The 24,773-nt window shown below is 48.7% G+C and carries 21 protein-coding genes, 1 other RNA gene and 4 pseudogenes; 15 read left to right on the top strand and 11 right to left on the bottom strand.

Annotated features, from left to right (window positions below; translation table 11 throughout):
* Positions 1-188: 188 nt before the first annotated feature.
* Positions 189-569, bottom strand: an RNA gene (gene rnpB / locus BZG82_RS00970) — RNase P RNA component class A.
* A gap of 54 nt (positions 570-623) precedes the next feature.
* Positions 624-1,481: a 16S rRNA (cytidine(1402)-2'-O)-methyltransferase gene (rsmI, locus tag BZG82_RS00965; RefSeq protein ID WP_069586588.1), complete on the bottom strand. Its 858-nt coding sequence runs from the start codon at positions 1,479-1,481 to the stop codon at positions 624-626.
* 61 nt (positions 1,482-1,542) lie between these two features.
* Here rsmI and BZG82_RS00960 point away from each other — a divergent pair, with 61 nt between their 5' ends.
* From BZG82_RS00960 to BZG82_RS00945, 4 genes are read left to right on the top strand one after another with little or no spacing between them, the layout of a single operon-like run.
* Positions 1,543-3,393, top strand: a complete 1,851-nt coding sequence (locus BZG82_RS00960; RefSeq protein WP_241837334.1) for a penicillin-binding protein activator — start codon at positions 1,543-1,545, stop codon at positions 3,391-3,393.
* Complete coding sequence (locus tag BZG82_RS00955) at positions 3,393-3,758, top strand: YraN family protein (RefSeq protein ID WP_069586586.1); 366 nt, start codon at positions 3,393-3,395, stop codon at positions 3,756-3,758. The genes BZG82_RS00960 and BZG82_RS00955 overlap by 1 nt, the downstream gene beginning before the upstream one ends.
* 3 nt (positions 3,759-3,761) lie before the next feature.
* A complete protein-coding gene (locus BZG82_RS00950; protein ID WP_069586585.1) occupies positions 3,762-4,352 on the top strand; it encodes a phosphoheptose isomerase in 591 nt (196 codons plus the stop codon).
* Positions 4,353-4,354: 2 nt separating this feature from the next.
* Entirely contained in the window at positions 4,355-4,891 is a 537-nt protein-coding gene (locus tag BZG82_RS00945) for a BON domain-containing protein (RefSeq protein ID WP_069586584.1), read from the top strand.
* 87 nt (positions 4,892-4,978) lie between these two features.
* On the opposite strand, the gene lptG is transcribed toward BZG82_RS00945, so the two are convergent.
* Positions 4,979-6,052: an LPS export ABC transporter permease LptG gene (gene lptG, locus BZG82_RS00940; RefSeq protein ID WP_069586583.1), complete on the bottom strand. Its 1,074-nt coding sequence runs from the start codon at positions 6,050-6,052 to the stop codon at positions 4,979-4,981.
* Positions 6,052-7,152 carry an LPS export ABC transporter permease LptF gene (lptF, locus tag BZG82_RS00935; protein WP_077480323.1) on the bottom strand — a complete coding sequence of 367 codons (1,101 nt, stop codon included), beginning with the start codon at positions 7,150-7,152 and terminating at the stop codon, positions 6,052-6,054. Before lptF ends, lptG begins: the two co-directional genes overlap by 1 nt.
* A 190-nt stretch (positions 7,153-7,342) precedes the next feature.
* On the opposite strand from lptF, the gene pepA reads away from it, so the two are divergent.
* The 4 genes from pepA to BZG82_RS00915 all read left to right on the top strand — a co-directional run bounded on the left by pepA (position 7,343) and on the right by BZG82_RS00915 (position 12,995).
* Positions 7,343-8,854, top strand: coding sequence for a leucyl aminopeptidase (gene pepA, locus BZG82_RS00930; RefSeq protein WP_077662354.1), 1,512 nt, complete (start codon positions 7,343-7,345; stop codon positions 8,852-8,854).
* Positions 8,855-9,004: 150 nt separating this feature from the next.
* Positions 9,005-9,499: a DNA polymerase III subunit chi gene (locus tag BZG82_RS00925; protein ID WP_077764964.1), complete on the top strand. Its 495-nt coding sequence runs from the start codon at positions 9,005-9,007 to the stop codon at positions 9,497-9,499.
* A gap of 18 nt (positions 9,500-9,517) precedes the next feature.
* Positions 9,518-12,376 (top strand): valine--tRNA ligase, encoded by a 2,859-nt coding sequence (locus BZG82_RS00920; protein WP_077662355.1) that lies wholly within the window; start codon positions 9,518-9,520, stop codon positions 12,374-12,376.
* A 235-nt stretch (positions 12,377-12,611) separates the two neighbouring features.
* A complete protein-coding gene (locus tag BZG82_RS00915; RefSeq protein ID WP_077764963.1) occupies positions 12,612-12,995 on the top strand; it encodes a DUF2061 domain-containing protein in 384 nt (127 codons plus the stop codon).
* Positions 12,996-13,045: 50 nt separating this feature from the next.
* On the opposite strand, the gene rraB is transcribed toward BZG82_RS00915, so the two are convergent.
* Positions 13,046-13,429, bottom strand: coding sequence for a ribonuclease E inhibitor RraB (rraB, locus tag BZG82_RS00910; protein ID WP_077455376.1), 384 nt, complete (start codon positions 13,427-13,429; stop codon positions 13,046-13,048).
* Positions 13,430-13,758: 329 nt separating this feature from the next.
* On the opposite strand from rraB, the gene arcA reads away from it, so the two are divergent.
* The 3 genes from arcA (at position 13,759) to BZG82_RS00895 (ending at position 17,486) form a co-directional block, all read left to right on the top strand.
* On the top strand, positions 13,759-14,979 hold the full coding sequence (gene arcA / locus BZG82_RS00905) for an arginine deiminase (RefSeq protein ID WP_069587982.1): 1,221 nt from the start codon (positions 13,759-13,761) through the stop codon (positions 14,977-14,979).
* Between the two features lie 196 nt (positions 14,980-15,175).
* Positions 15,176-15,940, top strand: a complete 765-nt coding sequence (locus BZG82_RS00900) for an outer membrane beta-barrel protein (RefSeq protein ID WP_077764962.1) — start codon at positions 15,176-15,178, stop codon at positions 15,938-15,940.
* A gap of 400 nt (positions 15,941-16,340) precedes the next feature.
* Entirely contained in the window at positions 16,341-17,486 is a 1,146-nt protein-coding gene (locus tag BZG82_RS00895) for a DUF3103 family protein (protein WP_077764961.1), read from the top strand.
* A 186-nt stretch (positions 17,487-17,672) separates the two neighbouring features.
* Here the strand turns inward: BZG82_RS00895 and brnA are convergent, their stop codons facing one another.
* Positions 17,673-17,915 (bottom strand): type II toxin-antitoxin system BrnA family antitoxin, encoded by a 243-nt coding sequence (gene brnA, locus BZG82_RS00890; RefSeq protein ID WP_077764960.1) that lies wholly within the window; start codon positions 17,913-17,915, stop codon positions 17,673-17,675.
* Positions 17,902-18,168: pseudogene (locus BZG82_RS00885) on the bottom strand (BrnT family toxin). The gene brnA and the pseudogene BZG82_RS00885 overlap by 14 nt, the downstream one beginning before the upstream one ends.
* Positions 18,169-18,405: 237 nt before the next feature.
* On the opposite strand from BZG82_RS00885, the pseudogene BZG82_RS00880 reads away from it, so the two are divergent.
* Positions 18,406-19,143, top strand: a pseudogene (locus tag BZG82_RS00880) (replication endonuclease); the annotation flags it as partial.
* A 563-nt stretch (positions 19,144-19,706) separates the two neighbouring features.
* On the opposite strand, the gene BZG82_RS00875 reads toward BZG82_RS00880, so the two are convergent.
* Positions 19,707-20,192, bottom strand: a complete 486-nt coding sequence (locus BZG82_RS00875; protein WP_077764959.1) for a hypothetical protein — start codon at positions 20,190-20,192, stop codon at positions 19,707-19,709.
* A gap of 159 nt (positions 20,193-20,351) precedes the next feature.
* Here BZG82_RS00875 and BZG82_RS16130 point away from each other — a divergent pair.
* Positions 20,352-20,468, top strand: a pseudogene (locus BZG82_RS16130) (IS110 family transposase); the annotation flags it as partial.
* 45 nt (positions 20,469-20,513) lie between these two features.
* A pseudogene (locus BZG82_RS16700) lies at positions 20,514-20,610 on the top strand (IS110 family transposase); the annotation flags it as partial.
* Positions 20,611-20,637: 27 nt separating this feature from the next.
* On the opposite strand, the gene BZG82_RS00865 reads toward BZG82_RS16700, so the two are convergent.
* Positions 20,638-20,988 carry a DUF2513 domain-containing protein gene (locus tag BZG82_RS00865; protein WP_077764957.1) on the bottom strand — a complete coding sequence of 117 codons (351 nt, stop codon included), beginning with the start codon at positions 20,986-20,988 and terminating at the stop codon, positions 20,638-20,640.
* A gap of 378 nt (positions 20,989-21,366) precedes the next feature.
* On the opposite strand from BZG82_RS00865, the gene BZG82_RS00860 reads away from it, so the two are divergent.
* Positions 21,367-21,603 carry a hypothetical protein gene (locus tag BZG82_RS00860; RefSeq protein WP_241837332.1) on the top strand — a complete coding sequence of 79 codons (237 nt, stop codon included), beginning with the start codon at positions 21,367-21,369 and terminating at the stop codon, positions 21,601-21,603.
* A gap of 113 nt (positions 21,604-21,716) precedes the next feature.
* Here the strand turns inward: BZG82_RS00860 and BZG82_RS00855 are convergent, their stop codons facing one another.
* Entirely contained in the window at positions 21,717-22,502 is a 786-nt protein-coding gene (locus BZG82_RS00855; RefSeq protein WP_077764956.1) for an HNH endonuclease signature motif containing protein, read from the bottom strand.
* A gap of 109 nt (positions 22,503-22,611) precedes the next feature.
* Positions 22,612-24,048 (bottom strand): P-loop ATPase, Sll1717 family, encoded by a 1,437-nt coding sequence (locus tag BZG82_RS00850; RefSeq protein WP_077764955.1) that lies wholly within the window; start codon positions 24,046-24,048, stop codon positions 22,612-22,614.
* Positions 24,049-24,773 lie beyond the last annotated feature (725 nt).

The raw sequence follows: 24,773 nt of genomic DNA, 5'->3' as shown, positions 1-24,773 counted from the left end.
GTACGTAGCAGGTAAAAAGAAAGTCAAGCGAGTCACGAAAGTGATTACGATCACACATTATGAAATAAAAGAGGCAATTCAGCTGGTTAGTCTGCGTTCACTTATCGACTATTGATAGCAATATAACTAAATCATCTGACCAATCGCTGAAAACAAGAAGGCGAGCCCAAAAGGCTCGCCTATAAATGCGGTTGAGTTGGCCTGTAAGCCGGGTTCTGTACCGTAAAAACGGCGGTAACCATTCGTCTAGGCCTGCAATCGCTCACAGGCTCCAGCAACCTACCCGTCCCCAAACGCGGGCCGCGCCAATAGGGACCTATTTGGTCTTGCTCCGGGTGGAGTTTACCGTGCCACGAACTGTTGCCAGACGCGCGGTGCGCTCTTACCGCACCCTTTCACCCTTACCTGTGCTCCGAAGAGCCATCGGCGGTCTACTCTCTGCTGCACTGGTCGTAGGCTCACGCCCCCCAGGCGTTACCTGGCACCCTGCCCTGAGGAGCCCGGACTTTCCTCCCCTTTATCAGTCTCCCAAAGGACATCAATAAAGCAGCGGTTACCCGGCCAACTCGAGCGGGGGAGTATATAGAAGATTGTTAGCGCAAGCCAGCCAAAATCACGCCCAGTTACAGATTCTCCAAGCCCCACTTATAGAGTGCGTTCTTTTTAACCGAATACAGTTCCGCGACTAACGCCGCCGCTTTTTTAAGAGGTAGCTCAGCGGCAAGTAACCCTAATGCGCGACAGGCGGACTGTGGCAACGCATTTTTATCGGCACGGTGGCCGGCCACTAGCAACACCATCTCGCCTTTTAAGCGGTTGGGGTCTTCATTCAACCATTCAATTAATGTCCCCAAGGGCGCACCGTGGATGGTTTCAAAGGTTTTGGTGAGCTCGCGCGCCAGTACCACGCGACGTTCTGGCCCAAGCACTGCCAGCATATCGGCCAAACTATCGCGGATACGGTGCGGCGACTCATAAAAAATCAAGGTGCGCGGGTCATCGGCTAAATCACGGAACGTGTCTTGACGGGCTTTCGTTTTCGGCGGCAGGAACCCTTCAAAACTAAAGCGGTCTGAAGGCAAGCCTGATGCACTCAATGCAGTCACCACCGCACACGCGCCCGGCAGCGGAACCACTCGGATCCCCGCGTCGCGGCATTGCGTCACAAGGTGATAGCCTGGGTCACTGATCAGCGGCGTGCCCGCATCGGAGACCAGAGCTATCGACTGACCTTGCTGCAAGCGATTAATCAGCGCAGCCGCTTTTTGCTGCTCATTATGTTCGTGCAGGGCAAACGTTTTGGTGCTAATCGAGAAATGCGACAATAATCGAGCCGTGTGCCGCGTATCTTCGGCGGCAATCAGGTCAACATTGGCTAACACCTCTAACGCACGTTGCGTGATGTCAGCCAAATTGCCGATTGGCGTCGGTACAATATATAGCGTGGGAAGTGCCCGCTCGGATAGATTTGCATCAGTCATTTGTTTAACAACCCTTCGGCGATTAAGATAGGGGCAACGTTGTCACGGTTGAAACATGTTCATGCTTAAACTTACCCAGAAGCGTCAAAGTGTAACACGACTTGTCACGCCTGTAGCCTTGGCGTTGGCACTGGCGGCCTGTAGCGCGCCAACCACAGGACCCACAGCTCGCCATACGATCAGTCAACCGGCGAAGGAGAACTCAACCTTCTACCTGCTACAAGCAGAAACCAGTGAAGGCAACCAGCAAAATGACTGGTTTTTACTGGCAATCAAGGCGCTCATTAACGAGCAACAGTTCAACCAAGCAGACGTTTTGCTGCAACGCTTGGAGCGACGCCCTCTTACCACCGATCAACAGATCGAGTGGACGCTGACACGGGCGCGCTTTTTAGCGGAAACCGGCAAGCTCCCTCAAGCTGACGAAGCACTCACCCTCAACCCAAGTTGGCAGTTGAGTGCCGAGCAGCGCGCGCGTTTTTATCGTCAAAAAGCCACCATTGCGCGTCAGCAAAGCAATGCCTTCGCCGCGGTGACCAACCAACGCTTGGCCGCTGGCTATTTGGAAGGTAACGAGGCTCGCCAAGCGTGGAATACTTTGTGGCAAGATTTGCAGCAATTAAACCAGCGCGAAGTGAAACGGATTGAAAGCGGCGATGATGACATTCTCGCCGGTTGGGTTCGCTTGCTAGACATTGCACGGCGCTACAGCCGCGATCCAGCTCAAATGCAAACCGCGCTTAATGATTACTTGAGCCAGCACCCCGCGCATCCGGCCAATCGGTACTTGCCTGACAACTTGGCAGATATTCAGTCGCTTACCATCACCCAACCAACACGTGTCGGTGTGATGCTGCCACTGAGTGACAAGTTTGCCGAACAAGGGGATGCCATTCGCGACGGCTTTGTTGAAGCCATGCTCGATGACAAGAGTGAGCAAAAGCCGACGGTGTTTTTCTACGACACCAATGCGCTCGATATGCAGGCCCTTGAACAGCGCGTGCAAGACGATCGTCTCGACTTTGTGGTTGGCCCGCTCCAAAAACACATGGTCGCCGCAGTCAGTGAGGCAATCGCCGGTCAAGTGCCTTTGTTGGCATTGAACCAGCCCAACGATGATAGTTTCACTCCCGGTGTGTGTTATTTCACCCTTTCTCCCGAGCAAGAAGCAGCACAAGCCGCCGATCATCTTTATAACCAAGGTTATCAGTTCCCGATGGTGCTGTATCCTGACTCCACCTTTGGGCGTCGCATGAGCGAAGCGTTTTCCACCCGCTGGCAGGCTTTAACGGACACCCAAGCGGAGCAAGCTGCCTTTGGTGATCGCAGTGGCATGCAAGCCCGCATTCAATCCATTTTCGGATTAGACGGGAGTCAGCGCCGTATTCAGCAAATGAAACAGCTGACCGATCTGCCCTTGTTATCGCAGCCAAGAAGTCGCCGCGATATCGATGCGGTTTACATGGTAGCCGGTGCCGCCGATCTGACCTTGTTGAAACCTTTCATCGAAGTGGCGATTAATCCTGATGTGGTTCCGCCTAAACTGTATGCCAGCTCACGCAGCAACAACCGCGCCGATGGCATGGGACAACTGGGCGAGTTACAAGGCATTGAGTTTAGCGATGTCCCCCTTCTGATCAGCCCAGACAGCGAAGCGCACCAGCAACATGCGCGTCGCCACCCAGCGCAAAGTAATAATACCGCGCGCCTACATGCACTCGGGGTAGATGCTTACGCCCTCCTAACCGGCCTGCCTCAGATGCAAGCGCTGCCCGGTTATCAGGTCAATGGTCAAACCGGGCAACTGTCACTCGGTGACAATTGCGTCATTAACCGTAAAATGCAGTGGGCACGCTTTGGCAAAACCGATATCGAGCCGGTTACCCCGACAGATAACGGAGCAAGCCAGTAATGCAAGGTCAGCCAACTAAGGAGACGGGACAAGCCTATGAGCAACATGCTTGCCAATACCTGCTCCAACAAGGGCTGACCTTACTGGATAAAAACGCCCATAGCCGCCGCGGCGAGCTGGATTTAATCATGCAAGAGGGCAAGTGCTTAGTCTTCGTCGAAGTCCGCTTCCGACGGGGGAAAGGTTTTGGCGGCGCTGCCGCAAGCATCACCGCCACCAAACGCCGCCGCTTGTACCTTGCTGCCGAACGTTGGATGCAACGTCACGGCTTTCACAGTCACCACACCGAGTTTCGCTTTGACGCTGTGACCTTTGATGGCCACGTTGAAGCAATCAACTGGATAAAAAACATCGTTGAAGGGTAAGTAATGCTAGAAAGCATCAAAGAAAGCTTTACCGAGAGTATTCAAACACAAATCGCGGCCGCAGAAGCGATCCCAGAGCATCTGTCACAAGCGGCACAAGTGATGGTGCAAAGCCTGCTGAATGGAAATAAAATTCTTTGCTGTGGCAATGGCGGCTCTGCAGCTAATGCGCAACATTTCGCCTCCTGTTTGCTAAACCGCTTCGAAACCGAGCGTCCTAGCTTGCCGGCGTTAGCGCTGACCGCAGACACCACCACGTTAACGGCGGTGGCGAACGATTACAGCCACGATGAAGTGTTTTCCAAGCAAGTGCGCGCGCTCGGCCAAGCCGGGGATGTGCTCCTCGCCATCTCAACGAGCGGAAACAGCAAAGACATCATTAAATCAATGGAAGCCGCGGTGACGCGCGATATGACCATCATTGCCATGACGGGCAAAGACGGCGGCGAAATGGCAGGCTTGCTTGGCCAGCGAGATGTCGAAATTCGCATTCCCTCACAGCGTACGGCGCGTATTCAAGAAGGTCACCTACTTGCCGTGCACTGCCTGTGTGACCTGATTGACCAGGTGCTTTTCCCTTCTCACGGAGAATAAACATGCGTGTGTTATTGACCGTTTTACTCGCCTTTACCTTACAGGCTTGTTCCGCCGTTTACTCTTCTGACCCGCGCACCACTGGCGAAGAATGGCAAGATACACAAATCGGTCTCAATACCGCTGGCATTGTCAATAAACCGCCGTTTAGAAATAAGATCCGCGCGAAAGCTGCGGCTTTCCAAGGTCAGGTTCTCTTGGTGGGGCAAAGTGCCGATCCGGCATTGACCGAAGAGTTTGTTGCCCGCATTCGTGCGCTCGACAATGTGGATGTGGTCTACAACCAAATTCGCCAAGCGCCGATGCTGGGCTTGGCTGATATTAGTACCGACAGCTGGCTCACGACCCGCGTTAAAGCCGCACTTGTTGCTGATGACACTCTGCGCAGCGTGAATATCAAAGTGGTGACCGAGGCACGAGAAGTCTTTCTTCTCGGTGCCGTGACCCAAGCACAAGCGGATAAAGCCGCCGATATCGCCCGCAATATTCGCGGCGTCAATCAGGTGATTAAAGCGTTTCAGTACACGGACCAGCGCTAGTTCATATATCTGCGCTCTTATCCATGTAAAAGGCCAAGGAAATCATACCTTGGCCTTTTTTGTCTTCGTCATGTATCGATGCGGTGGCTACAATTTGCGTCTAAGCAGTAGCAAGGTGACGGCCAAGAAAATCAAACTCGGCGTCACGGCCCCTAACGCTGGCGGCAGCTTATACACCAAACTCATCGGTCCAAACACTTCGTTGGCAATATAAAAACCGAACCCGAAAATCACCCCAGACAGTACCCGAGCGCCCATGGTGACACTGCGAAGCGGGCCAAACACGAAGCTCAGTGCCAACAGCATCATCACCGCTATCGACAGCGGCTGCACCGCTTTTCGCCACAACGCGAGCTCATAGCGCGACGCATCCTGCTGCGAGGCTTTCAGATAGGTGACATAGCTATACAAGCCAGATAGCGGCAGCTCTTCCGGTTTTACCGTCACCACCGCCAATTTATCGGGGGTGAGCGTGGTTTTCCACACCAGCTGGTCTTGCTTCACATTGGTAAAGGCGGTGTGATTTTGCATGCGCGTAATGGTGACATCTTTGAGCATCCAACTGTCTTTATCGAGGTAGTCGGCACGTTCGGCAAACACCACATTGGTCATCACTTGGTTGTCATCAAATTTCCAGATGCTTACGCCATTGAGGTTGTCTTGCTCGTCGGCCCGAGCAATATAAATAAAATCATTGCCATCTTTGGCCCATACCCCGCGTCGTACCGACATGACATTCCCACCGGATTTGGCAATCGAACGCAACTCACGCGCGGCTTTTTGCGCATCAGGCGCGCCCCATTCACCGAGTACCATGACAATCAGCATCAAGGGGATCGCGGTTTTCAGCACCGACATACCGATTTGCAGTTTCGACACGCCTGCCGCCTGCATTACTACCAGCTCAGAGCTGGACGCGAGCATCCCAAGTCCAATCAGGGCGCCGAGCAATACTGCCATGGGGAAAAACATTTCAATGTCACGCGGCATGCTCAGCAGCACGTAGAAAATTGCTTTGCCCATGGTGTAGGCGCCATCCCCGACCGAACGCAGCTGTTCGACGAACTTGATGATGGCGGATAACCCAACCAGTGTGGCCAAACACAGTGATGAGGTGCCGATCAGGGTGCGGCCGATATACCAATCTAGGATGCGAAACATCAGGCGGCTCCTTTCAAACTGGCTTTGAGTTTACGCATAGGTAATGAGTCCCAACTGGCTAAAATAACCGCGAGTAACAAGGCCGCGACGTTAACACTCCACAAACCAATTTGTGCGGGTAAATCACCATCTTCGACCGCGGATTTTGCTGCACTGATAGACAAGAAATAGGCCAGATAAATCAATATCGCCGGGAAGAGCTTGGCAAAGCGTCCTTGGCGAGGGTTCACCGATGACAGCGGGACCACAATCATGGTCATCAGCGGGATACACAGGACCAGCGAGATCCGCCATTGCAGCTCGGCACGCGCTTTTAAGCTGCTTTCCCCAAATAGCTGCAAGGTCGGCACCGCGTCCCAATCTCGGCTTTTTTCACGCACTTCACGCTGGCCAATCAATACCTGATAGTTTTTATAGGTCGTCACCCCATATTCAAGGCGACTAGGGATCCCTTCGGTGCGGGTGCCATCGACTAAATCGAGCACCTGACGCCCATCTGGCAACTCCGAGATATAGCCTTTATCCGACACCACCACGTTGGGCAGCAGCGACTCGCGGGGCACAGGTTGGGCGACAAAAATACGGTTCAAGGTCTTGCCGTCATTTTCGATGTTGTCGACAAAAATCACCGCTTGTCCAGACGGTGCACTCTGGAACTGGCCTTGTACCAAGAGCTCCAGTCCCGACTCTGCCTCCAGTTGCTCCATCACCTTCAGCTCTTGGTTATTGGCCCAAGGTGTTAGCCATAGCGCATTAAAGGCGGCCACAGAACCTGTGATCAGTGCCAAATACAATGCAGCGCGGATCAAAAATTCGTTACCAATCCCGGTGGCATTCATCACCGTGATTTCACTTTCCGCGTACAAGCGACCAAAGGTGATCAATATCCCAATGTACAAACTTAGCGGCAACATCAACATTGCCATGGACGGCATGTAGAGTCCCACCAAGGTGATAATTTGATCACTTGGAATCGACCCTTCTGTCGCATTGGCAAGAACACGGATAAACTTTTGGCTAAAAAAGACCAGAAATAACACAAATAAAACTGCAACTTGTGTCTTAACCGTCTCCCGGATCAAATATCGAACAATTATCAAAGCGAAGGCACCTATGGAAAACTTGTTTTTTTACTCGAATAACTATAGTTTCTGGTTTAATTAGTTGTTTTCTAATCTTTCGGCCATTTGTTGACCGCCGGCTGATCCGGGCGCAATAGAGCGTTCAACAACATAGAGGCGGCATTATCCAACATTTGGTCTCAATTGTCTTTAGGATCTAGGAGTACAAATGGAGTTCAGTGTAAAGAGCGGTAGCCCCGAAAAGCAACGCAGTGCCTGTATTGTCGTGGGCGTATTTGAACCTCGCCGCCTGTCACCCGTCGCCGAGCAACTCGACAAAATCAGTGACGGCTATATCAGTGCCCTACTGCGCCGCGGTGACTTGGAAGGCAAGCCAGGCCAAGTGCTCCTGCTACACCATGTCCCGAACGTCCTGTCTGAGCGTGTCCTGCTGGTCGGCTGCGGTAAAGAGCGCGAACTTGGCGAGCGCCAATACAAAGAGATTATCAAAAAAACCATCAACACCCTTAATGAAACCGGGTCGATGGAAGCAGTGTGCTTCTTAACCGAGCTGCACGTGAAAGGCCGCGACACCTACTGGAAAGTCCGTCAAGCCGTTGAAAGCACCAAAGACACCCTCTACACCTTCAACCAATTCAAGAGCGTGAAGCCAGAAATCCGTCGCCCGCTACGCAAGTTGGTGTTCAATGTGCCAACCCGTCGTGAATTGAATTTGGGTGAACGTGCGATTGCGCATGGCTTAGCCGTTTCTTCAGGTGTCAACGCGTGTAAAGATTTGGGCAATATGCCACCCAACGTGGCTAACCCTGCCTATCTCGCCTCGCAAGCCCGTCGTTTAGCCGACGACTTTGATACCGTTACCACGCGCATCATCGGCGAGCAAGAAATGGAAAAGCTCGGCATGCATTCCTACCTTGCCGTTGGCCGTGGCTCGAAAAACGAGTCGATGATGTCAATCATGGAATACAAAGGCCATCCTGACCCAGACGCCAAACCGATTGTGTTGGTCGGTAAAGGACTGACCTTCGATTCAGGCGGCATTTCCATTAAGCCCGGTGCGGGCATGGACGAAATGAAGTACGACATGGGCGGTGCCGCGTCTGTCTTTGGGGTGATGCGTGCCCTTGCCGAGCTCAACTTACCGCTTAACGTCGTCGGTGTGCTCGCCGGCTGTGAAAACATGCCTGATGGTCAAGCCTATCGTCCCGGCGATATTCTCACCACTATGTCAGGCCAAACGGTGGAAGTGCTCAACACCGATGCCGAAGGCCGTTTAGTCTTGTGTGACGCCCTGACTTATGTTGAACGCTATGAGCCAGACTGTGTGATTGATGTGGCCACCTTAACCGGCGCCTGCATCATGGCTCTTAGCCATCACATCAGTGCTTTGATTGCCAACCAGAACCCGCTAGCGCATGAAATCATCAATGCCTCTGAGCAAGCGGGTGACCGCGCTTGGCGTCTGCCGATGACTGACGAGTTCCAAGAGCAGCTCGACAGCCCCTTTGCCGATATGGCCAACATTGGTGGCAAAGGTGGTGGCACCATCACTGCGGGCTGTTTCTTGTCGCGCTTTGCCAAGAAATACAACTGGGCGCACCTAGATATTGCCGGTACCGCATGGAAAAGCGGCGGCAAGGAAAAAGGCTCAACCGGCCGCCCGGTGCCTTTGCTGGTGCAGTTCTTATTGAATCGCTCTGGCCTCGAAGTGGTCGAGTAATTGCCAAGGAGGCCAAACGGCCTCCTTTTTTTGTCTGAACTTTAATCGACACTGGTGTCAGCGCGCACAATCCGCTATGTTGGTTATCCCGCGCTTGACCGGACACCACACTTTTGGGACGGAGGCCGTTTCTCAACTTTAGGAGCGTATATGTCCACCGCCACCTTTTATTTGTTGGCGCCACCCGACGGCGCGTCATCTAACGATGGATTGACGCCCGAACAACAAGCGCGCGAACAACAAACGTTAATAGACACCGCGATTCATTTGGCCTTCTATTACTATCAACAGGGACAACGTATTTATCTCGCCGCCCGCGACCAGCAACAGGCCCATCAACTGGATGATGCCTTATGGCAGCGCGACGCCGATACGTTTGTTCCCCATAATTTGGTAGGAGAAGGACCACGAGGTGGTGCACCCGTAGAAATCGGTTGGCCCGGTGTACGTCACTCCGGGCACCGCAGCGTGCTAATCAATTTGGCGACAGAGGCATCAAATTTTGCGCCTTCGTTTGCACAAGTGGTAGACTTCGTTCCTTGCGATGAGACGCTCAAACAGCACGCGCGTCACCGATATAAAGCATACCGACTGGCAGGCCTGCAACTTCAAACCCTTGCCATCGACCAATCGCCCAAACCTTGACGATCTTTCAAGAGCGCTATGGAAAAGACATATAACCCACAATCAATTGAAAAAGCGCTGTACCAGCGCTGGGAAGAGGCGGGCTATTTCCGACCTCATGGTGATACCAGCAAAGATGCCTATAGCATCATGATCCCGCCGCCAAACGTCACTGGCAGCTTGCATATGGGTCACGCGTTCCAAGATACCATTATGGATACCTTGATCCGTGCCGAGCGTATGAAAGGCAAAAACACCTTGTGGCAAGTGGGTACCGACCATGCCGGTATCGCAACACAAATGGTGGTGGAACGTAAGATCGCAGCCGAAGAAGGCAAAACCAAGCACGACTACGGTCGTGACGCATTTGTCGACAAGATCTGGCAATGGAAAGGCGAATCAGGCGGCACGATCACGCAACAGTTGCGTCGGCTCGGTGCCTCTGTCGATTGGGATCGCGAGCGCTTCACCATGGATGAAGGCTTTTCCAATGCCGTTAAAGAAGTCTTTGTTCGCCTTTACCAAGAAGATCTTATCTATCGTGGTAAGCGTTTGGTGAACTGGGATCCGAAATTGCACACCGCGATTTCCGATCTCGAAGTGGAAAACAAAGACAAGAAAGGCCACATGTGGCATTTCCGTTATCCACTTGCCGATGGCGCGAAAACAGCCGAAGGCAAAGACTACATTGTGGTTGCCACCACCCGTCCGGAGACTATGCTGGGCGATACCGGTGTTGCGGTTAACCCAGAAGACCCGCGCTACAAAGACCTGATTGGTCAGCACGTGTTACTGCCAGTGGTGAATCGTCGTATCCCTATCGTGGGCGATGAGCACGCTGACATGGAAAAAGGCACCGGCTGTGTAAAAATCACTCCAGCGCACGACTTCAACGACTATGAAGTGGGCCAGCGCCACCAGCTGCCAATGATCAACATTCTCACGCTGAACGCCGATATCCGCGACAGTGCTGAAGTGTTTGATCACAAAGGTCAGCCAAGCAATGCTTACCCAACCGATATTCCAGCCAACTACCAAGGTTTGGAGCGTTTTGCCGCGCGTAAAGCGATCGTGGCCGAATTTGACGCGCTGGGTTTATTGGAAGAAATCAAAGATCACGACCTCACTGTCCCATACGGCGATCGTGGCGGCGTCGTCATTGAGCCAATGCTTACCGACCAGTGGTACGTACGTACTGCACCACTGGCAGAGCCTGCCGTAAAAGCGGTAGAAGATGGCGACATTCAATTCGTACCAAAACAATACGAGAACATGTACTTTGCGTGGATGCGTGACGTACAAGACTGGTGTATTTCTCGTCAGCTTTGGTGGGGTCACCGCATTCCTGCCTGGTACGACGACCAAGGCAATGTCTATGTTGGCCGTGACGAAGACGAAGTCCGTCGTGAAAACCAACTGGCAGACGACGTAACGCTGCGCCAAGACGATGACGTACTGGATACTTGGTTCTCATCGGCACTTTGGACATTTGGCACCCTAGGCTGGCCAGAGAACACCGATGCGCTGAAAACCTTCCACCCGACCGACGTGTTGGTATCAGGCTTTGACATCATCTTCTTCTGGGTGGCGCGCATGATCATGATGACCATGCACTTCATCAAAGATGAAAATGGTAAGCCACAAGTGCCCTTTAAGACGGTCTATATGACCGGCCTTATCCGCGACGAAAGCGGCGCCAAGATGTCAAAATCTAAGGGTAACGTCCTTGACCCTCTCGACATGATTGACGGCATTGGCATCGATGAGTTGGTAGCGAAGCGCACCGGCAACATGATGCAACCAAAGCTGGCTGAAAAAATTGAGAAAGCGACCCGTAAAACGTTTGAAAACGGCATCGAAGCCCACGGCACCGATGCACTGCGTTTTACCCTCGCAGCGCTGGCCTCTACCGGTCGTGACATCAACTGGGACATGAAGCGCCTTGAAGGTTACCGCAACTTCTGTAACAAACTTTGGAACGCCAGCCGCTATGTGCTGATGAATACCGAAGATCAAGATTGCGGCATGAACGGCGGCGAGATGCAATTCTCACTGGCTGATCAGTGGATTGAATCTCAGTTCCAGCAAGCGGCGAAAGACTTCAATACTCACCTCGACAACTATCGTCTCGATATGGCTGCCGGTGTGTTGTATGAGTTTATTTGGCACCAATTCTGTGACTGGTACTTGGAACTTACCAAGCCTGTCCTGTGGAAAGGCGACGAAGCACAACAACGTGCCACCCGCTATACCCTGATCACGGTATTGGAAAAAACCTTGCGTCTGGCGCATCCGGTGATCCCTTACATCACCGAAGCGATTTGGCAAAGTGTTAAACCGCTGGTTGACGGTGTGGAAGGCGATACCATTATGCAGCAGCCACTGCCGCAATTTGATGCTAGCCGCGTGAACACCCAAGCGTCAGAAGACATTGAGTGGGTGAAGCAGTTTATCGTTAGCATCCGTAACCTACGTGCTGAGTACGATATTGCGCCAAGCCAGCCGCTTGAGGTGATGCTGAAAGCCGCTGATGAACGCGATGCCGCTCGTGCGAACACCAACAGCGCGACCTTGCACGCCCTTGCCAAACTTGGCAGCTTCAAGGTACTGGATGGCAGTGAATCTTTACCAGCCTGTGCTTCTGCCTTGGTCGGTAGCTCAGAAATCTTGATCCCGATGGCGGGTCTGATTGACAAAGATGCCGAACTGGCGCGCTTGGATAAAGAAATCGCCAAAGTAGAAGGCGAGATCAAACGCATCGAAGGGAAGCTAGGCAACGAAAGTTTTGTCTCCAAAGCCCCTGAAGCAGTGGTCGCCAAAGAGCGCGAAAAACTCGACAACTATCGTGTCAGCCTCACCAAACTGGGTGAGCAAAAAACCACGATTGCAGCGCTTTAAATCGAGCGTTGACGTCGGACGTTTTAAATCGATAGACCTTCGTGATAAACCACGCCATCTGGCGTGGTTTTTTTATTTTCTCCCATCCGTCACTCAGCACGCCGCAGCAAAAATCCACCACACTTAATAGCTCCGCCCTATCTAAAAGATAGTGAGAACCGTTTTTATTTATCGACATAAACACGACATACTGTCAGTGTTGATAAAACGCGTGTTGCCGCGAAGGAGCTACACCATGAAGAAGACATTAAGCTTTGCCGCTATCCACTTTTCTATCGCCTTTACCGTGGCCTATGTGCTGACGGGCGATATCATCATAGGTAGCTTGATTGCGATGACAGAGCCCACCGTCAATACTGGCGCGTTTTATCTTCATGAAAAACTCTGGCAACTGAGCCGCCGCGCACGTCCCGTGGTGAAAACCGCCAGCTTTGCGGTGGTGCACTTTAACGTTGCCTTCTTAGTGGGCTATGTGATCAGTGGCGATTGGTTAGTCGGTGGCGCACTGGCACTGGTTGAGCCAAGCATCAACACCCTTGCCTACTTCTTCCACGAAAAGGTATGGCAGCGTCGTCATGCGGTAAACCCCGCTCCGCTTCATGTGGGGCATCATCATTAAATAAAAAGCCACGATATATCGTGGCTTTTAAAACAGGATGGATGGCCGACTTATTCGTTGTCGTCGCCGTCTTCGTCTTCACCGGACTCAAAGTACGTGCCCCAGCCGTCGTAATCGATATCGTGTTTTTCAGCAAGCGTCATCAATTTTTCTACTTGCTCATCAATACGCTCGGCATTAAGTGCCGTTTCCATCACCGCATCAAAGCAGACGATGGTCCCGCCTTCTTCCAACTCTAGCTCTTCGGCTTCCGCCACTTCAAAGCCCAGTTTAAATGCCTCAACAGCGGCATCTTCTAACTCAGCAAACGTGGCCGCCGATAGGTGATGCTCAATAGTGTAAAGCGCATCCGGATCGCTTCCATCCGCCAGAAGCTCCTCAATAATCATGCGAGTATCTTCTTGTTGCTCTTGAATCATTTCTGCCAGTGACATGCCGCGACTCCAAATAGTGAATGTGGGGCGCAATATGGCACGGTTTAGCAAAAAATGCCACGTTGATAAAAAGGCAAACTGACCAGAAAGTCGCCAAGTTGATGAATTTTCTGTGACCTTGCTAGTTCGCTGGGATTGTTAGTGAATTGTAACATTGACCTGCTTTCAGAAGGTTGTCATTATTCGACCATCCAAGGAGGACATGAGACACGCCCGTCCCTCGAGCAAGACCTGCACTCCCCGCACCACTGGTGACACACAATGACGTGTGTAAGGCGATGTAGTCTGTCTCATTGCCTGGCCCGTAGAAAGGAAAAAGAGGACCTACCATGAGTGAGTTTTACGTTGGATCAGAAGTTGGGCAACTGAAGCGGGTATTGCTTCACCGCCCTGAACGAGCGTTAAACCACCTGACGCCATCGAACTGCCATGAGCTGTTATTTGATGATGTTCTGGCGGTGGAACGAGCCGGAGAAGAGCATGATATGTTCGCCCGCACCTTAACCAACGAAGGGGTGCAGGTTTATTTGCTTCATGATTTGCTGGTTGAAACCCTCGCCGTGCCAGAAGCAAAACAATGGCTACTCGACACCCAACTCAACCAATATCGCCTCGGCTACCAGTTTGCTAACGACGTGCGCGCCTACATGGCCGATATCGATCACAATGCACTCGCCGACATTTTACTCGGCGGATTAAGCTACATTGATTTGCCCGTGCAATCATCTTCAATGATGCAAGCGATGCACGACAAAACCGATTTCGTGATTGAGCCACTCCCGAACCACTTATTTACCCGAGATACGTCCTGCTGGGTATATGGCGGTGTCTCACTCAACCCGATGGCAAAATCCGCGCGCCAACGTGAAACCAATCACCTGCGCGCCATTTATCGCTGGCATCCCGAATTTGCAGAAAGCCAGTTTATTAATTACCTCGGTGATGAAGTGCGTGATTACGACAACGCCATGATTGAAGGCGGCGATGTGTTAGTGATTGGCCGCGGCGCTGTCTTAATTGGTATGTCGGAGCGCACTACGCCTCAAGGGGTTGAACAATTGGCGCGAAGCCTGCTGTTTAGTGGTCAAGCCAAAGAAGTAATTGCGGTACAACTGCCGAAAAGCCGCTCGTGTATGCACCTTGATACCGTAATGACCCATATGGATGTGCATACCTTCTCGGTCTACCCCACCGTGATGCGTCCTGATTTGCCATGCTGGCGCTTAACCCGCAAAGGGGAAGATAGCCTGAACGTGGAAGCGCAATCTTGCTATCTCACTGCGATTGAAAAAGCGCTGGATGTTGGCCCACTCAATATCATTACCACCGGTGGTGATAGCTACGCGGCCGAGCGTGAGCAATGGAACGATGCCAATAACGTGCTAACCGTACGCCCCGGCGTTGTCATTGGCTACGAAGGCAATACCTACACCAATGAAAAATATGATAAAGCAGGTATCAAGGTATTATCTGTGCCCGGAGATCAGCTCGGACGAGGCCGCGGCGGCGCGCGCTGCATGAGCTGTCCGCTGGAACGCGACGGTATCTAACTGCCTGTTAGCCGCTGCCTTGCCAGCGGCTTTTTAACTCAATAATTACAAAAGTTTAGATGCAAAAAATATAGATTGCGCCCTCCACTAACCCGCTATATACTCCCGCCGCTTTTTGACACGGATCACATAACAATCAGTCACAACAACCCTATGGATGGGACCCCAACCTAACCATTGAGAAAAGAAGCTACCCATGAAAATGAAGTACATGTCGCTTGCACTGTTCAGCCTCTTTATTGCACCAGCAACATGGGCTGATATGACTAAAACTCAGCAAGAGCAAGTCATTCAAGCGCTCAAAACCATGCCACAAAAAGCAACAACGCCTTCCCCGCTTTCAATAAACGATGATGACTATCACTTCACATCAACATGGCATTGGGATATTGAAAGCAGCCTCTATGTAGGCGGTGAGCTTGGCTATATTCGCTTTGGTAGCGACACCAGTAGCGATACAGCCAAACAACGTGCAAACGATATTGATGATGGCGGTATGGCAACGTTGAAAGTCGGCAGCTATTTTGGCCAAAACCTGCGGGTGTACGGTTACTTACAACGTAATATTGAAACCGAAGTCTCGTATAACCTGTCTTTAAATAACAAAAATTTAAGCGCAGAGTTAAGTAGAGAAGGTTACCAGTACGGTGTGGGCGCTGACTACCTGTACCACTTTATGCCAAAAAACTATCTCAGTATTGGGGCACGAATTGGTCACTACGACAACGAGGTTCAATACTCTGCTAGCGCTATGGGCGAAACACTAAAAGGGCGAACAAAGACCGATGGACGCGCAACCGGTATCAGCGCCGGTATTGGTCACGAATTTACCGATCATTTCAGTCTCGAGCTTGGCTACCGCTACGAAAAACTCGAAAAAGACGACAATGTCTTGCTAGGCCAACGCATTACCTTTGAAGACACCCATCAAGCCTTTTTGGGCTTGAATTACACCTTCTAAGACTTCGCCTGACCCAACGGTGGCCGATTGTCTCGGCCACCGCTTACAGTTTTACCGTCTGCCATCATGTTTAGGCTTAGCGTGCCTTCTCATTTCTGACTTTTATTTTTTGCCAGATTTATCACCTAATAATTATCAAATCACTCAATAATTCAGCGCGTTATTCTCAACGTTTCGATGTTGATGTTTAAACAAAACCCCTACTTTTATCATTTCTTTTTTGTATTGAGTGTTTACTCTACTGCCAAAAATTACTAATTTCGCATTAGAGTTTCAGTTTTTTTGTGAACTGTGCTCACAGCCCTTTTTATTTGAGATAGCGTGTTTGAAGACAAGCATCGCAAGATACAAAACGTTAGCCTCGCTAACGTCAGTTGGAACACAACAAAAAGGAAATGCGATGAATAAAAAAACACTGATTTCGCTGCTATTTGCCGGTCTTACTCAAGTTTTCACTCCTGCTTTTGCCGGCAGTGCAGACAACACCGTGGTAGAGATCAAGCGCGACACCGCCAAACAACTGAGCCAACAGTACAAGCTGATTGCGCCGACCTTGCACCGTAGCATTAACAGCTACAGCTTAAGCGCGTCGCTCTCATCACTCACCGAGCCCCAAACGCGTAGCGCGCGCAGTAAACGCAGCATTGACTCGCAGCTATACAGCGCCGACCGTGCATTGCGTGAAGCGCAAGGCGTCGAAGAAGTGGCCGACCAATTGCTCGAAGTTCGCTTGGCCGACCCAAGCATGCTCGCACGCTGGCAAGCAGGTCAATCGCCGCTGTTCGCCTTTGAACCTGCTGGCGATGAGCAAACATGGACGCAAATCGAAGCATTTGATATTGAAGGCAATACCCATTGGCTCGACGTCTACCAAATGCCAGACCGTCCTGTCTTAGTGGTCGACACCAATGGCAAAGCCTCACTGAAAGCTGGCCTAGAAGTGATGCGCCGCACCCTCGCAGAGCAAAACCCTGCACCGCGTGTCCGTCGCAGCGCCCCAATGATGGCAGCAGAGCCACAACCCATTCACACCACAGTGCTGAAAACGATTCGTCTTGAGGATGACAAAGAGCCTTGGATCTCAGGTGCGGCGGAAGTGTATGCCATTGTGACCGGTGTAAACCCAAGCCGTGACGAGCCAACGCTCGACATTGTGGATATGCCTTATTTGGATTACGACAAAACCACCTATCATCCTAATCAGGTAATGATCCACTGGGAGCGTTATCGTTGGGGCGCCGCGGACGTTATCTTGATGGAACAAGACGACGGCACCAACTACAAAGAGCTGGCGCTGAAACTCAACGAAATTGCTAGCGATATCATTGCAGCAATCCCCGATCTTGAAGTGCAAGCTTACGGCGTGATCACCAAAATCACCGGTAAGATCATCGAAGCCATCCCCGACGGCTGGCTCACCAACGATGATGACTTTGTGGACGTGTATTACACCCTCCTCAAAGACCGCACCTACCAAGATCACGTCGGTGCTGGCGGCAACGCCACCGCTACGTGGGAGCCTCTGGTTATCGAACCAACTAAATAATCCAGGCTTGGTTTCATTGAGCTAGATAGACAAAACGCAGCCTCAGGGCTGCGTTTTTTGTCGTAATAACAAGCATGGTAGTTAATAGTATTCGTTCACATACTGACGCGTTCCCGCGCTCGTTCGTGGGAGTGACTAAGTCAACTCCCTGTTACGATGCTTAACGTTAGCGCGTTTATACGTAGATTATTCGTGTGTGTGATGATGCGATACATTTTCCAGCCGTTCTGCCAACCACATTTTAATGATTGACTGACGTGTTACGCCCACCCGGCTAGCCTCACGATCTAAGGAGGCTAACATCCACTCGGGGAAGTCCACGTTCACCCGTTTCTGGGTTTGTCTTGGACGCTTAGCTTTCAATAGAGCAAGATCATCTACAATGTCATCGTCACTCTCAAACTTGGCATCAAATTCATGCGCTTTCATATAAGCTCACCTCCGCTTTCCGTGAACGCCTGACAGAAATGATCCGAATATTGTTACCACGAGATGTGATTACGCCAGACCAATACTTACCGTTTAACATGCCGATCACCACATACCTTGGCTCATCGCTTTTCTTGGCAGGAATTTCAATAAGATAAGGATCGTCCTACAAACCTTACGCGGTCTTTAAGTCAATTCCATGCTTCGTCGCATTTAACCTGCTTTTGTTCTCATCGAATTCAAATCCACGCATGAGTAAAAATTATACTCTTTTTGCATACTGTGCAATCTACTAGCAGTGGTATAGCTCAGCCGAGCTCGCCGCTAAACTCGTTCCCACGCTCCCGCGTGGGAATGCATACGGGATTTGAACCAAGCCAGAAGCGTTACAAAACTACCGAGCCGCACTTGTCGAATTTGGTTACTCTGATTCTGCTGAACGGATCTCTGTTCTCACACACTCTTACACCGAGGCCAATTTTGGTTAACCACTACGCCTGCTGAGGCTCAGGATTATCTCAATGATATTTGGAAGCTTATGCGTGCCAAGCTACAGCGCGAGGATGTGCGATTCTATGGCTTTCGGGTTGTGGAGCCACAGCACGACGGTACACCCTATTGGCATTTATTGTTGTTCGTCGAACCTGCGCATTACGACACCCTCATCACTACCATGAGAGATTACGCTTTACGGGAAGATGGCGACGAAACAGGCGCAGAGCAGCACCGCTTTACGGAAGTGAAGATTGACCCGAACAAGGGCTCAGCGACGGGGTATATCGCGAAGTACATTTCAAAGAACATCGACGGTGATCATCTTGATGCAGGTATCTACGGTGAAGATCCGAAATGTGCAGCGGCGCGCGTCGATGCATGGGCGGCATGCTGGGGCATTCGCCAATTTCAACAACTGGGAGGATGTTCGGTGACAGTTTGGCGTGAATTACGTCGTTTAAAGGCAATGATGGCAGAAAGTCAGCTAGTACAGGACATTCACGACGCAGCCGACAAAGGCAACTGGAAAAGCTTTACAGATTTGATGGGTGGCGTATTCTGCAAGCGCACAGAGCAGGCTATAGCCCCTCATTATGAGCTGGCTTTTGATAGTGATACAGGCGTGGTGAAAACGTCCATGTACAGCGAAGACGAGCTTTTAAAGGTGCTTAAAGGCATCTCAGCAGGCGGAAAGGCCATCATCACCCGAACCAACGAATGGCATCTGTCTTGAAGACAGATGCGCTTTTACTTGGAGTTCTGTGAATAACTGTATTTTAGCGGAAAAGGGTCAACGCCGAACAAACCCTAACGCCTCGCACAGGCGAAGATGAAATGGGGAAGCTTTTTAGATATATGCAGGCAAAGCTGAGCCCGAAAAGGCGCAGAGCGTGGGCTACCTTAGCAGGAGGGATTGCTGAAGCTTTTTAAGTGTGTTTCTTGATGTAAGCACGAAGATGAGCCTTTGCCGTTGATTCAGGCTTAAGGCCTCTTAGCTCAGTGTCTTTAGTGGTCCCATCTGGCAGATAAACCGTAAGTACATCGTCAAATATTGAATATGCGGCTGTATGGACGACACCTTCGTGTTCTGTCGATATTTCTTCGTTCATTCTTTCTCTACTATTCTGCTTAAAAGCGTTACCAGTTTTTCAGGGAACTGCCCATACCAAACTATCTATCTCGATGAATATTGCGCTGTCTTTTTACCCGTTTTATAGGCTGGCATACTGACCTCCTCAGGTCGTCGATGCGTGTCCAGTAACACGGATCAAGTCCATAATCCCCTTTAAGCACTTGTTATGTATCGCTTTCACGTTCATCGATAACCAATTGTAAATAGGTTACAAGATCCTCTAGGAGGTGAACTCGGTGAGTCATGAACACCCTATCACTTGCAACTACAGGAAGTACGATTGCCGCAACTACTATAGACAAGTATATAATCCCTAGTAACTTGAATAGTGCTATAAAGGATGCAAGTAGTGCAGCATATATAACCAAATAAGACTTTCTACTTTCGAGAGAGCGTACATGACTTTGCAAAAATAATACGCCATGTTTCAGCTCTTTCGTAGAAATCGTAGATGTTGAGGATTCGACAAATTTAAACGCTTGCACTGAGAACTTAAAATCTCTATTCGCCAACTGCAAATATGCTAAAGCCCTGCCTTTTGCTCGCCTTAAAGTTCGAGAATACAAATTTTTAGGAGTGTGTAGTAGCTCATCCGCAACAGTTTCTTTTTTACTGCTAAAGTTTGAGACTAAAGTTTCTAGCCATTTCATAATTATCCTTCTATGTGTACTTATGAAACGTACATAAAATTTATGCATTATTTTGAAAAGATTGCATAATCGATGTAATAGAGACATAACGAATGACATGGATTCCCCCTCTTGAAGATCTGCCACACTTAGGTGCGGCCTTTAATACCGGAGGTAACCATGTCTACTCAATTCTTTTGTGGCGTTGATCTCGCCAAGCACCGCTTTTCTCTTCACGCGGTGGATGAACACGGAAAAGTCATTCTCCATGAATATTTTTCACGCGTTAATTTATTAAACGTTAAAAGCTACGTATCTCGATTAGCGCCGTCGAAAGCCGATAAATTCGTCATTATTACCTGTGTGCGCGATGGTAGTGATCTTAAACTCGATGCTCAGAGACGGCATGATGTGGAATAAAAATTTCGCTAACATTTAGGATTGACGACATACTCGTTTGTTATGGCTAGGAGCCAAGTATTTCCTCGACTTTCTTCTTAGCAAAACCCTCAGCTAACTCTCTACCTACTTTGGCAATTGTTGATATTCCAGCTTCTTTAAACTCACTTTTTATTGTGTTCCAAACTTGCTCTTCTCTGATGCTGTCTAGGAATTCATGTCCTTTCCATGTCAGTCTGGTTACTGTAACAAATGAAAAATCTATTCCGAAAGAAGAGCGTTCAACTAGTTGCGCTTCAGTAAGCAAATTTACATGATATTCGATTACCTCGGACGAGAAGTCGTCTACGGGCAAAACCTTATCATGCTCCTCAATTGAGAAGAGAATCTCACGAATTAATGACATATCTCGTTTCATCTCAAAAATCCTATTTTATCATTAGAGCCATAACGCCCACACCTAGCGAATCCCCTCATAAATATAATTTGAAACAATGAGGTAGATACGCATCGCTCCCTCTGATCTAATGAATTTCGCCTAAAACACACTCGATACAGACAGATTCAATGGCGATGCTAACGATTCGTGATGACCAAATTCTACTACAAACACTGTCAAAGCAGTGCCTCAATATTCACAAAAGACGGCTTACTTATCCTCTTACTTTTGCCACTAAAGCCTTACTCGACGACGCTGATTTAACCCTCACCAAATAAGACGCAACCTTGGTCATTTACCACCTACGGTATAGCGCTTCGACACAATCGAACGTACTGTGCAAAACGGCTCAATATTTTGCTACTTATTGCCCTGCTTGCCGATATCTTAATGTGGTGGAATGGCTTAGTGGCGACCCAAGCAGGTTGGCATTATCACTTTAAAACCAACACCATTAAGCATCGTCGCGTATTCTCGATACGTCGTCTTGGTAGCGAGGTCAGAAACTATCGGCGATATCTGATTAAGCTGACTAAATATCAGTGGGCCATCAGGGAATATCAACGGCTAACTCATACGATGGAGCTCAGTTAAGATCCGCCAGCGCCCTTATAATGGGCGGATAAAGCTTGGCTAAAATCAGCGAGGAACGAGCTCCAGCCAAGCTTTAGACGTCTATTCATTAATACGTTTATTATGCTGCTTTATCACCATTTTATGTTTTTAAAATTATAACGAATATAATCGACAAGAGCTGTGTGAGCGTAAAGGAACTCTTGCACCAACTTGGAGACATTTTCATTTACTAAGTCAATTTGCTCCCAAGACAGTGCTGCTTTATTTAAAACAATACATCCTCGTTCTTTACTAACATAAATGTTAGTAAATGGTTCTCCGGAGAACATATTGTCCTTACTAACCAAGCTGGTTCCTCGTAGGTGACCACTCAACCAAACATCTAGCTCATCCATTTTATAGATAAAATTTTCCCAATATTGCGTCAGAGTGGAGTCACAAAAAGGGTAAGACTGAGGATTACCCTTCAAAAAAGCTTCAAACATGTCTCGAGCATCAAAATCTATAGATGTTTTATTGGGTAAATCTAAGGCCATCCCCCGAAATTCAAGAATAGGAATATATTCAAACAGCGTATTTAAAGATGATAGATCTTCAAAGTAATCAGAAGTATTATCTAAACTTTTCTTCACATACTCTTCGTGATCTTTTTTTATCTTTAATAGTTTTTCCACGGAGTAATCGATAGGCTTTGAATCCACCTCTTTGTGATGGTTAGCACAAAGCAATATTAAATTATCATATGTATTTATATTTGATTTTCCATTTATCCCTCTAGGTCCACCAGAACTTCGAGCTATGACATGAGCCATTTCACCAATTTGAACGTCATCCTCAATAAGTAGGCAACGACAGATATTGCACCTCCCAGCAGACAAGCTGAAAAGTTTTTTAATGTCACGTTGGTTGATTCCCATTTTATTAATTCCTGTAAAATCCTAAACTACCACAGAAGCTTAACGCAAAGCTAAGATGCAAAAAATGCGAAGCGTTTTTTGTCATTATTGAGCGCCTTGTTACAAGTATTTATCTCAAACTCAGCGATTTAAGAAGTCCATTGTGCACCACCGATTTTTTGCGCGGAGAAAACACTGATTTTTTTCTTCGATGTTTCCAAGCATAACGAGGGCTATCATATTTTGTCCATACGTTTCCAATCCATGATGTATTGAAGAGAGTGTGCARTATCTTCTCTGCATGCTCTTTGTCTAAACCATATTCTTCTAGGCTTTCTTTGAAATCATTGGTATCAAATCTAGGGCCAATTTCTGAAAATATACCTTCAATTGAATCTCTAACGTTCTCATCTACCAACCCAACCAATGCATCGCTCAGTTCAGAAGCAAACCAGTCTGAGTACGAATTTAATGCTGAAAAAATATCTTGGTCATTAAAAGGTGGTTCTTTTTTTAAAGCTTGAAGTGAACGGAAAAAGCTAATTAGATCTCTAGGTAAATATCGTGTACTGTCTAATACAAATAATATGCTATCTTTATTAGCTATTTTTACTGGGAACCACTCCTTCCATAAGTATTTAATATCCTTATTAAACCCTGCAGTTTGAGCTCTACTTTCAATGACCTGCAATAGGTAACTGTCAAATGGCTTACCTTCTTTGTCATACCAATCTAATGGTATTCCGTTATCATTTATTCGCTTTGTTAGATTAGGGTCTGGAACAAGAGCTAAAACTTCATCTCGGAAAAGAACGATTACTTTACTTTGGTTTTTTAGTTCCGAAAAATAATTATTGACTTGACGAACAGCAGCAATTAAGTCAGCTAAGTAACCAGAAAATCCTCTACCATTTCGTAGTAAATAATCTAAACCATCAATAACTAAGTAGTGCTTCGAAGTGATTTCGGGTAATTCCTTCAACGCTGATTCTATCGCTTCTACCAATTCAGCAGGGTCTTTAACTTTTGAATCTGCTGCTTTTTCGGCTTTGCCTTGAAAAGATGCAATGGTAGTAGAAAACTTTGAATATAAGCCTTTCCTAGATGTTTCCTGAACAACCTGTAATAAGCTATTAGATGAAAGAAAGCCATATTTTTTAAGATCAGAAAACAATGCATTTATTGTGCTCCCAGAATCAGTTAAAAAAATATTATCCTGATATAAAGAAATAATTCTTATGTATAAGAGTAGCTTCCATACAGTTACGCTGCCTCCAACTTTTTCACCAGATATGCCTGAAGTTTTTTTGAGCAAATTAAACTCAAACTCCTCCATATCATCGATGTCACAAAAGAAATCCCATTGTGATTCAGACATAAATTTCAACTTTGAAGCTAATGCAGACTTTCCCGCACCTTTTGGTCCATGAACTAAATACTTATTTGGTTTTAATACTTCCTCTGTAATGTTATTGATATCTACGTAAGCAGAGTCAATAAGTTCAGGAGCATATATGCGCTCTTCCTGTGCATCAGTATAATTAAAGTTAATGTCTGAAAATTTCATTTTTCCTCAACTTTTTATGTACTTGTAACATTGCATTAGTGCGCATGCGCGATTTCCCAAAACCGTTATACGCACTCTTTTCTAGCTAACTAGCTGTTACCAATTGAATTTATCACCTCTAATGGATACTGCCTTTCGCGAAAGTGTGCATGCCGCCTATCTCTATTCTGGTATTCACACTATCCCCAAGCGTCAAGCTGTAACCGCATGACTTATAGGATCTTTTTGTCAACCGTTCTGGGATAGTGTGAATCGGTCACGGATAAGCGTGCACGCTTTTGGCAGTCTCTAGTCGATAATCGGGTTAAGCATCCAGTGTTCAGCCATGCTACCGCCGATCAGTTGTCGGCACCTAACAAGCCATCGTATTGGCAGATTTGTAGATGAGTGTATCAAGCCGTGTGTGGGTTTTCGTGCGCTGTTATCCAAAATGTTAGATGGCACATGTTTTGTGATATGGGTACAAAGGTGGGCTTTAGCACAGCGAAAGGTTAGGTTGGCGGACTTACCCCTATCTCGATAAATAGTCACATCAAATAAATGCTAGACCAGTCTCGATTGACAAGACTTAGTTTGGACACTAGTTTTGTGGCTCGGTCCCGATGGAAGGAGCGCCCCTTGGGCAATCGGAGCCCAAGCCGACGCAGCCATTGGGACTTTTTCTATAGTTCGCACAATCCTCTCGGAAGATCTATCGGCTATATGCCATTTGTGTTCACGTAGTA

The organism is Salinivibrio sp. PR5, from assembly GCF_001996085.1.
Taxonomy (GTDB): Bacteria; Pseudomonadota; Gammaproteobacteria; order Enterobacterales; family Vibrionaceae; genus Salinivibrio; species Salinivibrio proteolyticus.
Note: the sequence above shows the minus strand (reverse complement) of the source record. Positions and strands in the feature narration are given on the sequence as shown.